15 protein-coding genes are annotated in these 9,695 nt (G+C 51.3%); 2 read left to right on the top strand and 13 right to left on the bottom strand.

Annotated features, from left to right (window positions below; translation table 11 throughout):
- Positions 1-45: 45 nt before the first annotated feature.
- The 7 genes from FZF01_RS09260 to FZF01_RS09290 form a co-directional block, all read right to left on the bottom strand.
- Positions 46-432, bottom strand: a complete 387-nt coding sequence (locus FZF01_RS09260; protein WP_150277860.1) for a hypothetical protein — start codon at positions 430-432, stop codon at positions 46-48.
- Between the two features lie 10 nt (positions 433-442).
- Positions 443-2,134, bottom strand: a complete 1,692-nt coding sequence (locus FZF01_RS09265; protein WP_150277861.1) for a flotillin family protein — start codon at positions 2,132-2,134, stop codon at positions 443-445.
- Positions 2,134-2,820, bottom strand: coding sequence for a YqiJ family protein (locus FZF01_RS09270; RefSeq protein WP_150277862.1), 687 nt, complete (start codon positions 2,818-2,820; stop codon positions 2,134-2,136). Before FZF01_RS09270 ends, FZF01_RS09265 begins: the two co-directional genes overlap by 1 nt.
- Before the next feature lies 1 nt (position 2,821).
- Positions 2,822-3,493, bottom strand: a complete 672-nt coding sequence (locus FZF01_RS09275) for a PspA/IM30 family protein (RefSeq protein ID WP_150277863.1) — start codon at positions 3,491-3,493, stop codon at positions 2,822-2,824.
- 77 nt (positions 3,494-3,570) lie between these two features.
- Positions 3,571-3,855, bottom strand: a complete 285-nt coding sequence (locus tag FZF01_RS09280; protein WP_150277864.1) for a hypothetical protein — start codon at positions 3,853-3,855, stop codon at positions 3,571-3,573.
- A 442-nt stretch (positions 3,856-4,297) separates the two neighbouring features.
- The gene (locus FZF01_RS09285; protein WP_150277865.1) at positions 4,298-4,927 is read right to left on the bottom strand and encodes a LysE family translocator; all 630 of its coding nucleotides are present in this window, start codon (positions 4,925-4,927) and stop codon (positions 4,298-4,300) included.
- A 361-nt stretch (positions 4,928-5,288) separates the two neighbouring features.
- Entirely contained in the window at positions 5,289-5,513 is a 225-nt protein-coding gene (locus FZF01_RS09290) for an addiction module protein (RefSeq protein WP_150277866.1), read from the bottom strand.
- 207 nt (positions 5,514-5,720) lie between these two features.
- Here FZF01_RS09290 and FZF01_RS09295 point away from each other — a divergent pair, with 207 nt between their 5' ends.
- On the top strand, positions 5,721-5,972 hold the full coding sequence (locus tag FZF01_RS09295) for a type II toxin-antitoxin system Phd/YefM family antitoxin (protein ID WP_150277897.1): 252 nt from the start codon (positions 5,721-5,723) through the stop codon (positions 5,970-5,972).
- The gene (locus FZF01_RS09300) at positions 5,969-6,223 is read left to right on the top strand and encodes a Txe/YoeB family addiction module toxin (RefSeq protein ID WP_150277867.1); all 255 of its coding nucleotides are present in this window, start codon (positions 5,969-5,971) and stop codon (positions 6,221-6,223) included. The genes FZF01_RS09295 and FZF01_RS09300 overlap by 4 nt, the downstream gene beginning before the upstream one ends.
- Before the next feature lie 79 nt (positions 6,224-6,302).
- On the opposite strand, the gene FZF01_RS09305 is transcribed toward FZF01_RS09300, so the two are convergent.
- The 6 genes from FZF01_RS09305 to FZF01_RS09330 all read right to left on the bottom strand — a co-directional run bounded on the left by FZF01_RS09305 (position 6,303) and on the right by FZF01_RS09330 (position 9,597).
- Positions 6,303-6,566, bottom strand: coding sequence for a Txe/YoeB family addiction module toxin (locus FZF01_RS09305; protein ID WP_150277868.1), 264 nt, complete (start codon positions 6,564-6,566; stop codon positions 6,303-6,305).
- Positions 6,563-6,805, bottom strand: a complete 243-nt coding sequence (locus tag FZF01_RS09310; protein WP_150277869.1) for a type II toxin-antitoxin system Phd/YefM family antitoxin — start codon at positions 6,803-6,805, stop codon at positions 6,563-6,565. Before FZF01_RS09310 ends, FZF01_RS09305 begins: the two co-directional genes overlap by 4 nt.
- A 145-nt stretch (positions 6,806-6,950) precedes the next feature.
- Positions 6,951-7,265: a HigA family addiction module antitoxin gene (locus tag FZF01_RS09315; RefSeq protein ID WP_044385058.1), complete on the bottom strand. Its 315-nt coding sequence runs from the start codon at positions 7,263-7,265 to the stop codon at positions 6,951-6,953.
- A gap of 10 nt (positions 7,266-7,275) precedes the next feature.
- Positions 7,276-7,554 (bottom strand): type II toxin-antitoxin system RelE/ParE family toxin, encoded by a 279-nt coding sequence (locus tag FZF01_RS09320; RefSeq protein WP_150277898.1) that lies wholly within the window; start codon positions 7,552-7,554, stop codon positions 7,276-7,278.
- Between the two features lie 156 nt (positions 7,555-7,710).
- Positions 7,711-8,577, bottom strand: a complete 867-nt coding sequence (gene blaPSE, locus FZF01_RS09325; protein WP_150277870.1) for a PSE family carbenicillin-hydrolyzing class A beta-lactamase — start codon at positions 8,575-8,577, stop codon at positions 7,711-7,713.
- A 102-nt stretch (positions 8,578-8,679) separates the two neighbouring features.
- Positions 8,680-9,597: an ankyrin repeat domain-containing protein gene (locus tag FZF01_RS09330; RefSeq protein WP_150277871.1), complete on the bottom strand. Its 918-nt coding sequence runs from the start codon at positions 9,595-9,597 to the stop codon at positions 8,680-8,682.
- Positions 9,598-9,695 lie beyond the last annotated feature (98 nt).

The raw sequence follows: 9,695 nt of genomic DNA on the forward strand, positions 1-9,695 counted from the left end.
AGCCGGTCGACAATAAGCGCACTATTCAATCGGATTCGCTCTATTTCACTTGAGCTTGGAGTCAAGGTAAGCGAATAGTGATCTGGACCAATCAGGCGCAAACACGTTGGTTTCCATTGCCCGCTTGGAAACGATCTCTACCCGGGACTGATTACCATTGTAATTTTCGATAAATATGGCGACGTTCTCACCATAGCTGAAAGCGGTGACGCCCCGCTGAGCCAGAATCATATTTGACGACTCGTTAGCTGTAACCAGCTTCAAACCCACCGATGGCACAGCCTCTACCGTCGCAGCCCACACCTCGGACTTAGGCTTTTCATAAATCCTGTAGGGGCCTGTTCCTTTCTCTGCGATGGAGTCGGCCATGGTCGTGCAGCCGGTTACGATTGCTACTGCGGCAAGAACAATTAGAGATCTGATTGCTTTCATTACTGACTCCTTAATTGGTCACAGGCTGAGGCGGCGTCGGTTTGCTTGTACCCGTATGCTGGTTCGGATTTTCTTCCGAATCCTTCCTGTCAAACACCTTGCCATCGATGATTGAGCGTGGGTCCAGGTGTTCAAGCCCCACTTCTTTGAGAATGGAATCCAGCAGTGGCACGTTGGCGCGATGTTTCAACATGGCATTAACCAGCTGATCCGAGAGGTTTGATCCACCTCCGTTGCTGCTGCCTTCAGCCGCGCCCCCACCGTTGAAACCCGGTGCGCCGCTTATATCGAAGATCTTGATGCTGTCGATCTTCTCGGCCGGCTTCATGGCCTGCTCCATGATCTTCGGCAGTTGGGCAATCATCTCCATCTTCTCGGCGAACGCCACCTGCTCCCGACTCAGCAGGTTTTTCGCTTCGTTCAGCTGACGCGCGCCCTCAGCCTCCGCCTCAGCTTTGACTTTAATCGCGCCGGCTTCCGCATCGGCGGTCACACGAATGGCGTCAGCTTCATCAGTAGCGGCTGCCTTGCGCGCCTCTGCTTCTACTGTCACGCCAATGGCTTCGCGCTCGGCGCTTTCCTGTGCCTTGATCACGACAATGCGTTTTTCCCGCTCAGCACGTGCGGTTTCACGCACGGTGATTACTCCCTCCTCCTTGGCGACTGCCTGGGCGCGAGCTTCATCCGCCTCCGCCGCGGCGCGGGACTCATCCTTCGACTTCTCTGCGACAGCAATTTTCTGATCCTGCTTGGAGAGCTCCAGACGTTTACTCTTTTCGATGTCGCGATTCTGGGTTTCTTCTTCCATGGCAATGCGCGCCAGCTCCACCGCGCGGTTGGCGGTGATGTCCGCCTCCTCGGCTTCGCGACGGCGTTCTGCGCCCACCCGCGCTATATCGGATTGCTGACTGGCACGACGGTTTTCAATCTGCTGTGTCTGCTCCAGGCGAGCAAATTCCTCGTCCTGTTGGATACCCAGTTTGCGCTTGGCGGCATCGGTCGATTTCATCTGAATCTCGACCATGGTTTCCTGTTCAATGTCGTTGCGAATCTTGCGGCGCGATTCAAGCTGCTCGGTAAGCTTGGTAAGACCTTCAGCGTCAAAGGCGTTTTCCGCGTTGAAGTATTCCTTGGCCGTTTGGTCCAGGCCAGTCAGGGAAACAGATTCCAGTTCAAGACCGTTCTTGAACAGGTCTTCGGCGCAGCTGGTCTGAACTTCCTGCACAAAGGACACCCGCTCTTCATGGAGTTGTTCCATGGTCATACCCGCCGCCACAGACCGGAGTACATCCACAAATTTACCCTCGATCAGTTCCTTGAGCTCCTCGGGACGCTGCGTGCGCGCTCCAAGGGTTTGCGCAGCGGTGGCAATGGACTCGTTATCAGGTTTAACCCGCACGTAGAATTCGGCGGTCACATCAACGCGCAGGCGGTCCTTGGTAATCAGCGCCTGATCATTTGCCCGCCGCACCTCCAGCCGCAAGGTGTTCATGTTCACGTAGATGATCTCGTGCAGCACCGGGAACACCATGGCGCCGCCGTCCTTGATTATTTTCTCCCCGCCAAAACCTGTCCGTACAAACGCCCGTTCCTTGTTTGCGCGGGTATAAAGTCGCGCAAGAATGACGCCGAGCACTAACAGAGCAAAAAAACTGACACCTGCAACAATCAATACAAAAGCGAGGTTACTTGCATTTCCCATTATCTGATTCCTTGATTTTTTTCGTTATCCAGAACGGAGGAGTCGCCCTTTATTACAACAAACTGGTTGCCCTCACGCCGCACTATAAGCAGCGGCATGCCTGGCCCGAAGGGTCCGTGCCCTTCCTCGGCCAGCACCATTACATAGTGCGTTTGGCCATGTTGGTCGCGCACTCGCGCTTCGGCCGAATGGCCGCTGCTTGACTGACCAATGGTGACAACAGCTTCACGGCCGATGAGCGTTTCCAGCGACACCGAGGAGGTCTCGTTTTTTGGCATGACGGCTTCGAGGGCAGACGCCCCCCAGCGCGTGAACGGCAGCGCTATCAGAAAAGCGAGGGGGACGGACACCAGTGCCGGCAACATGACGCCAAGCGCACTGTTGAGCGCAAAATTCATGGCCAGACCAATACAGCCAAAGGCGGTCAGAAAGATCACCAACAACATCAGAATGGGTACCTTGCCCACCTTCAGCCAGCCCAGAAGCCGCGACAAAGCCGAGTTTGATCCTGCATCTGCCACTTCGAAATCGGAGTTGACGCTGAAGTCCGGAATGAACGAATCGAGCATGTTTCCCAGGCCGACACCCACCACGGCCCCCACACCCTCGAACACTCCGATGATCACCATCAGTGTCAGCGCGATCGCGAACGGAATGTTGGCGTTTGCCAATAGTAGATCGAGCACCTCAGCCTTCCTTTTTCAGTGCCGCCAACCGCTCCGCAACCCGGTTTTTACGGTGCAACTCCTCCAACTCGGCGCGCGCGGAAGCGTCACCGGTCTCAGCTCCAGTGGGCAACCCCGTGACAGAGGCTTTAACACGGGCAACTGCGCCTCCAGCTTTCTCGACCCGGCGCTCGATTGAAGAGCCGCTGGCAGAGCTTCCAGTTTCACCCGTCAGCTGTCCCGCGTCCGCGCGCTTGCGATCACGGATAACCTGCAGATCCCGCTCCATTTCTTCCTGCTTGGAACGCAACCCCGACAAATAGCGGTTCAGTTCCTGTTCCTCTTGCTGGGTAGTTGCCACTAGGCTTTCGATAATAGGAAGCCGGTCCTCTATGCCCACAAGTTCATTCACTCCTGCTTCTGCAAGATCGTCGCGCCCCTGCTGCAAGGCCGTCTGTATCTGAGCCTTGAGATCTTCCGCCCGCCTATTCAGTGACGACAGCTCCCGGTTGGCATTGTGCCTATTGGCCTGCTTGCGCCCAATCTCCGCCCGTACTTCATCAATAGCCCGATCAACTTCTTCGATCGCCTGACGGGCCACCACCTCCGGCGCCACATTCTCTGTCGCATCGACCACCGAGGTAAAAGTTCCGCCAACCAGCCGGGCAACACGGCCAAGTAATGATTCGCTCATAGGTGTATCTCCTTAGGGGTTCCATCCGTTAATTGTTTGCTTCTACCAGCCCGCAATAGTGCTGCTCTTCTTATCCTCTAAATATCAAAACCATCGATATCATCTTTGAAAGGCTTGCAGACCGTACGGAGCCCGCCAGAAAGCACCCTGAAAGGAATATCGATTGCCAATTCAATACAATCGAGAACGGAAAATTTGTCGGAGCTATCACGCCTTGGCTTAACGTAATGGGCAAGGACAAAGCAGCCTATGGCCCAGGCAAGGACCAGGAAATCAAAGCCATTCACAAACAGGTCGAAAACCAGATAGAGGCCAAAACAGAAAAGCGCAACGGCAGCGAATAATCTGGCAGCGTCAATCATGTCTTGGCTCCACTAAATTTGATCGGCATGGAAACGCCTTTTTCTATTCGCCATAACCCAGGCGCACTTACGCGCGGCCCTGTTCCCGAGGGAGTAGAAGAATTGCGTTAAATCAGCTTTGAAAGGAGTGCAGGCGACTCTTGCCTGGAGGCGGGATGTAGCTCGCATTCCTTTGCGTAGGACGAGATTAATCCAGGGGGCTATTAGACGTCCAAGATAATTTTCAGCGGCTGTGATGCGCGCCCAAAAACACAAACCCCGGCAGAGGCCGGGGAATGATCTGGAGGGCTAGCGCATCCTCGCGCCTAATTCGCACTGCCGCATGCCGCCGCGGGGGTCACGTTCAATTGCGCGAGGAAGGGGTGGCAATCACAGCTGACACCTGGTTAAGGGCTGGTTTTAGCCAGTCCCAGAGAGCGTAGCGAACATCTTGAACATTTGGTTAGGCGCTCGCACGTTTGCTTCCTGCGAGCAGACCAGCAGCAGCAAGATATACGACGCCAGTGATTCGATTAAAAAGCTTGGCGCGAAGTGGTTGCTGGAGCCAATGTTTGGCTCTGGACGCTGAAAGCGCATAGATGGTAAGCCACATCAACTCAAAGAATATGAATGTGACACCGAGCAGTAGAAACTGCGGAGCGTGAGGCTCACTCGGGATGATGAATTGCGGAAAGAGTGCGCCAAAAAAGAGAAGAGCCTTTGGATTACTCGCTCCGACTAGTAGACCTTGAGCGAAGAGGCGCTTTCTTGTGGACACCACTGCAGCGCCGGAGACGTCAATATCCCTGGTGGAAGAAAGAATGGACGAAATGCCGAGGTATGCAAGATAGGCCGCGCCTAACCATTTAAGGGCGGTGAACAGCACCTCTGACGCTGCAAGGGCTGCGCCCAAGCCAAGAGCCGACAACGCCATGATCCCCACGATTGCGGTTGTACTCCCTAGCGAAGCAATGAGTGCTTTGCGCGCCCCGTGGTTGACTGAAGTAGAGACGCACATCAGCACACTAGGCCCAGGGGTGACGGTGAGAACAACGACCGCCGTTACATAGATAAGCCAGGTGGAGAGGGTCATGGAAGATGTTCCTGTAGCGCATGGTGATAGTTGAATTACGCGCTAACGCCCGGCACGTGTGCAGCCAATTGTCAAAGCCTGCCAAGCCAGTACTGATGACGTCGCCGGTCATGGGCAACAGCCAGAACTTGAAAGCCATAAGGCTTCTCTCGGTAAAGGATGGATAGCGGAAATCTGTGAAGGGGCACTCTACGAATATCTGGCGGCAATTCGACTTGCCAGGCTCTTGGTGACGCACCAAGTAAACTGGCTAGGGCCTCAAATTCCTCCGTGAAGGCACCACCCAATCCCGGAACCTTTGACTCGTAATAGCCAACTGATTCGAGAAACTCGGCTTACGCTGCCGGGTGAAAATAATAATTCATTTGATCAGGGCTTTAGCCTTCCGCATGACATCCTCACCGGACACCGCCCGAACTGAGCCATTATCGAGTTCTTTGCTTCTTCGCCGAGCCTCAAGCAAGCAATCGGACCTGAGCTCTTCTTCTGACGGAGACTCAAGACTCAGAACCAGTCGCTGGATCAGTTGGGCTCGCTCCTCCCTGGGAAGGTGGAGCGCCTCGTCTTCAATTTTCTGGAGATTCATGGAAGAAACCTCTCGTTCGCGTATCGGCCAATTCTGGCACGGATGGGCGCTTGGTGCCACGGCTCAGCTTTTTGGCTTTAACGCTTTGCTCACGCGCCGGTTTGTAGCCGCGGAGGGGCGGAGAATCGGTCGCCATGCAGTCGATTGTTAAATCCTTTTACGTACGGTATCCTGATCATGTTCAATATCCTGTACAGGAAAAGCCTTATGGATGCCATTAGCTACACAGCCGCTAGAACCAACCTAGCAAAAACCATGGAACAGGTCTGTGAAGACCATTCCCCTGTGATCATCACAAGGAGCAAGTCGCAGTCCGTGGTAATGATCTCCCTTGATGACTACGAGGCCCTGCAAGAAACTGCATACCTCCTGCGCGCACCAAGAAACGCAAGGCGTTTGCTGGACTCCGCTGCCGAGCTGGAGCAAGGCGGTGGCCAAGAGAAGGAACTTCTTGAATGAAACTTATCTTCTCCGAGAATGCCTGGGAAGATTATCTGTACTGGCAGAAAACCGACAAAAAGATTCTTAACCGAATCAACAAGCTGGTCAAAGAGACCAAGCGAGAACCATTCGAAGGTGTTGGCAAACCAGAACCCCTCAAACACAGCCTTGCGGGGTACTGGTCTCGCCGGATAAATGAAGAACACCGAATAGTTTACAAGGCCACGGATGACGCTTTGCTTATCGCCCAGCTCCGGTATCACTACTGATCTAACGCCCGAACTCACGGACCAGTTTGTAGCCGCGGAGCGGCGGAGAAATTGTCCGGCAACAGCTACTGGTTATGCATTATTCGTAGTGGCTCCAGAGGCGGAGCACTTTTACCACTTTCTCCTCTTCAAGCACTTGGTATACCAGGCGGTGCTGGATATTGATGCGGCGTGAATAAGCACCCGCAAGATCACCAATAAGCTTCTCAAACGGGGGTGGCTTGCGATACGGATCTTCTGCAATTAGTGCCAACAACTCTTGGGCTTTTGGCTTGAGGCCGCTGGAGGCCAGCTTCTTTGCGTCCTTCTGGGCTTGTTTGGTGTAAACCAACTTCCATGTCACCAGTTCAGCTCCTCATCGCATTCATCCACGGAGGTATCCATTCCCTCACGAATAGACTCACGCATACCCGGTACGGACAGTAGGTAAAGCGTTTCCTGAATGGCAGACCAGTCATCCTCCGAGATCAGAACAGCTTTGTTTCGCTTGCCCATAATGACGATTGGCTGGTGGGATTCGGCAGTCTCGTCAATCAACCGATAAAGGTTGCTGCGCGCCTCAGTTGCTGTGATTCCAGTCATGACGCACCTCTTGCGTGATCAACTTTTCACCAAGTGTACGCTTCCAAGCACGTACGTCAAGACGCACGTCATGCATAACGTGCGAACTCATGGACCGGTTTGTAGCCGCGAAGCGGCGGAAAATCGGTCGCTGTGCAGCCGTTGGTTATGCCCTGTGCCCGATTTCTGATACAGCACTCCACGGACGAATGTTCTTCAGTTGATCCTCAAGGGCATCTTCCGCAATCTCAGTGTCGTAGGCCGCCTGAGCTCGCAACCAATAGCCATTGGACAAACCAAAGAAGCGACAAAGTCGCAGGTCCGTGTCTGCGGTTATCGAACGCTTTCCAGCAATAATCTGGCCGATTCTCTGAGCAGGCACCCCAATTTCTTTGGCCAAACGGTATTGAGAAATACCCATTGGCTCAAGAAACTCTTCCTTCAGTAACTCGCCTGGCGTTACAGCTTCAATGTTGCGCATGAGTCACCTCCTAATGGTAATCAACAATTTCGACATCTTCCGCACCAGCCTTGGTCCAGCGGAAGCAAACCCGGAACTGCCTGTTGATTAGAATGCTGTGCTGACCCTGGCGGTCACCATGCAACGGCTCCAACATATTGCCGGGCGGTACTTTAAGATCATCAAGCTGACTTGCAGCCTGGAGTTGCCGGATCTTCCGCAAGGCAACTCGCTCGAAATTGACAAAGCGTCTGACGCGGCGCCCGCCTGCCAGCTTCTCGGTATCCTTACACTTGAACGATATGATCATAAAGAAATAGTGACGCAGAGCGTTAATAACGTCAAGCGTTAATGTATGGCAAAGGACACTGAAAGAAGGGCATAACGTCGCCAACACGCGCAGCTTTGTAGTGGAGGCGTAGCCGCAACGGATAAGCTGTCGCCGTGATTGGCTTTGTTAGCCTTATCAACGTGACTGTGATGTATAAACGTCAAAAATTGAACGACCAATTTTAACAATCGCATCATTTCGGTCTGCCATTGAAGCCTCTGTTTGAGCTAGATAGATACTTACAATAATTGGGGATTGATGCTCACTCCACACAAACGCTGTAATACTCCGAGCGCCGAAACCGCCGGCTCCTGAGCGATCCGCAATATTCCATCCCACTGGCAATACTGAACGCAGTAAATTACCAGTGACTTGATTGTTCACCATCCAAGACTCTAATTTTTTCTGGTTCGTTTCGGAAAGTACGGAACCAAATAATAATTTATTTAAAGTACTGGCTATTGCCTTAGGCGTTGTCGTATCCCTCAAATCATCGAGCTTGGCTTCATTTAACTCAGGTTCAATACGGTCTAGACGAGTTTCTTTGTCCCCGATTTGTCTTAGAAAATCAGTAACGCCTTCGGGGCCCCCTACAGCACTTAAGATGATATTTGCCGCAGTATTATCACTTGTAGTCATAGTTGCGAAGCACGCATCATCGAGTGTGATTGCCTGTCCTACTTGCTTTTCTACTACAGGGGAATAGGCCACTAGATCTGTTTTCTTAATCTCGAACGTACTGCTGGGATTAACTTTTTCTTGCTCAGCATCATAGAGCAACTTAGCGCAAGCTATTGTTTTAAAAGTGCTTGTTAGGGGGAACCGCTGGTTGCCATTGTAATCCCAGTATTCTCCATTCTGAGTATCAAGAACGGAAATCCCTATACGAGCAGAAAGAGAAGTTCCAATCGCCTTAACATCTTGTGCAACTCGCTGAAACTTTGAACTACTTGCAAAAACCACAGATGGTATCAAAATCAAAAATACCAATAAAAACTTCATGTGCGTAACCCCATGATTTTTATTTGTAAACATTCTGTCTGAAAGTATGAGGCTCCATGACATGGCTAACGCCCGCGTAATAGGCGCGAGTTTGCGAGCGTCCTAATTGACGCGTTTGTTAAGTTTCTCATTGATCACCAACTTCAATTGATTGAAGTCTTGCTTGCCTTTCTGATCAAGATAATTCAAATACTCTACCGCGTCATATCCATTGTAAGATTTATCTGGCCTATTAATTCTCTGCCCAATGTCGGCACCAGAATCAAGTAGCAGCTTGGTATAACGGGGGTTATTGAATAGAATGGCTTGATGTATAGGTGCCAAGCCATCGTAATCTTCAGTTAAAGAAGCGCCGTCGCTAATAGCCGCCTCTAGAAGGCTATATTGCCGCTCGGTTACTTCGCTACTACCAAACTCAAGAGTGTTACCTATGTAAAAAATGATTGGCATATCACATTGATCTAACTTTTCGGAAAGCATTCCGCATTCATTATATAATTCAGGGTGATTTATAAAGAGCCAAGAAGCCATTGTAGGACTAATGAAGCCACCATCTTTTGCATAAGGATTGAAAGAGAAATCTTTTGATTCAATTGAAGATAGAATGGTTAAACCTCTTGCGTCTGTGCCAAACAAAAACGCTTGCCATAACGCTGGGGTTAATGATGCAAAAAATATCAATACCAATTGCGTTTTTCGGAACACCTTTCGAACAAAAAAGGCAAAAATAAAGCCGCCAGCCAAGAACCCCAAAATGCTTGCAAACATTGTGGCTGCCACAAAATCTTCAAATTGAGATTTTTCCCACTGATTGATCAATTTAATCTTTTTCTCAACGTAAATAAGCTCCTTGTCAATTTCATTCTGTGAAGCACCACTTTCGATTAACTCTGAATGTTTCTCGTCCTTAGCTTGAGCAATAGAAGATTCCATTGCAGAGTCGCCGGTCACCAAAACTACGTTCACCAGCGTCACGCTAATTGCTATGCAAACCACTACAATTTTAAAGAAAGTTGGCATTAGTAGATGCTACCTTAAAACTGGTCCTGCCCACAAAAAGTAGACACTGTTATGCGCATCTGCGCTCAAACTCTGCTGGACTGATATTGCCGAGAGCA

It is taken from the genome of Halopseudomonas salina (assembly GCF_008641105.1).